We start from the raw sequence: 1,644 nt of genomic DNA, 5'->3' as shown, positions 1-1,644 counted from the left end.
GAGCCGCCCTGACTCGTAGTCCTCGAAAGAGGCGTCGGGGACGGTCGTGAGCCCGCCGGAGAGCGCGACCGGAGCGCCCGAGGACGAGACCGTGCGGACGTCGAATCGCTCGGATGCGGCGAACACCCCGTACGGACCCATCGCATCCGTCGCCACGGTGCCGCCCCGGCCGAGCAGGATCGCGACCTGGATGCGGTCGGGGGCGGCCGGACGGGGCGGGGCGTCCGGGGCGGACGAGCGCCCGGGCAGCGGGGCGAAGTCCTGCGCCATGGTGACGGTGAAGCCGGCGAAGGCGAAGCCGCCGACGACGGCGACCAGGAGAACGAGGCCGCTGACCGTCAGGAGGGCGCGCCGAAGGAAGGTGTTCATGGAGAGCTCCGAAGTGGGGGTGGGAGGGAACGGCGGCGAACGGCCGCAGGAGAAGGTCGCGCTACTGCAGGGAGGCGCGGTATTCGCGGGGCGAAAGCCCCTGCACCTGAGAGAACACGCGCCGCAGCTGACGGGCATCGCCGTAGCCGCAGGCGAGCGAGATCTCTTCGATCGTGAGGTCGGTGGAAGACAGCAGCGCCTTGGCGTGGCCGATCCGCAGCGTCTGCTGGTACTGCAGAGGGGTCATGCCGACGGTGCGGACGAACTTGCTGGTCAGGGTGCGGGGTGCGACGTGCACGGCCTGCGAGAGCTCCTCCAGAGTGCAGGGATCGGCGAATCGGTCCGAGAGGATCTGCTGCGCCGCCTGGACCTCCGGGACCACGTGATCGCGGAACTCCGCGAACGGACTGGTCGGCGCGGCAGTTCCGTTGCGGCGCAGGTAGACGACCAACTCGCGCGCCACGCGCGCAGCCAGCGGCGCTCCGTGATCCTTCTCGATGATCGCGAGAGCGAGATCGATCCCGGAGGCGATCCCTGCGCTCGTGAGAACAGGGCCGTCCATGACGAAAAGGACGTCGTCCACGACCCGCGCCTGCGGATACCGCTCCCGCATCGGGCCGATCACGCTCCAGTGGGCCGTACAGCGACGCCCGTCCAGAAGTCCGGCCTCGCCGAGCAGGAACGCCCCGGTGCACACGGAGGCGATCTGCGCATCCGTCCGTGCCGCCTCACGGATCCAGTCGATCAGGACCGGATCGATCTCGAGGGATCGGGTGAGGTCGGCGCCGGGGATGAGGACGAGATCGCCGTCGTGCACCGCAGTGAGCGGTCCCAGTCCCGCCAGTTCCAGCCCTTGCGCCGAGATCACCGAGGGGTCCGAAGCGACGAACGCGAGTTCATAGTCCGCTCCGTGACGAGTCGCTGCGGAGAACGCCTGAACCGGACCTGACAGATCCAGCAGGTTCACCTGGGGGAGGACGACGATGAGGATGCGCTGTGACACCCTTGAAATCTAGAGCGGGGGAGCCCTTGGCGGCCAGACGGGTTCGAGCATGAATTGCGGACAGATCTGGCAGATTTGCCGCCGGAACGCGGGGACGCACGAACCGGGGCGGCGGCAGGCGCCTGCGTCTTCAGGCGGACGCACCGCCGGGGAAGAGCGGGTTCTCGGGCCCGTGGCGGCGGCCGGTCGACGGGTCGATCCAGTTGCCGGATCCGGTGATCCGGTGCCAGCGCTTGTGGAACGCGAGATCGGTGCCGTCGGCTTCGATGACG

2 protein-coding genes are annotated in these 1,644 nt (G+C 69.2%); both read right to left on the bottom strand.

The window, feature by feature from the left end; translation table 11 throughout:
• On the bottom strand, positions 1 to 369 hold a 369-nt coding region (locus tag B7X32_RS20765), incomplete at its 3' end, for a hypothetical protein (protein WP_292724107.1).
• Between the two features lie 61 nt (positions 370 to 430).
• The gene (locus B7X32_RS20760; RefSeq protein WP_292724104.1) at positions 431 to 1,372 is read right to left on the bottom strand and encodes a GlxA family transcriptional regulator; all 942 of its coding nucleotides are present in this window, start codon (positions 1,370 to 1,372) and stop codon (positions 431 to 433) included.
• Positions 1,373 to 1,644: the final 272 nt, after the last annotated feature.

Origin of the sequence: Microbacterium sp. 13-71-7 (assembly GCF_002257455.1) — a bacterium.
GTDB lineage: Bacteria > Actinomycetota > Actinomycetes > Actinomycetales > Microbacteriaceae > Microbacterium.
This window is presented reverse-complemented; position numbering and strand designations above follow the sequence as displayed.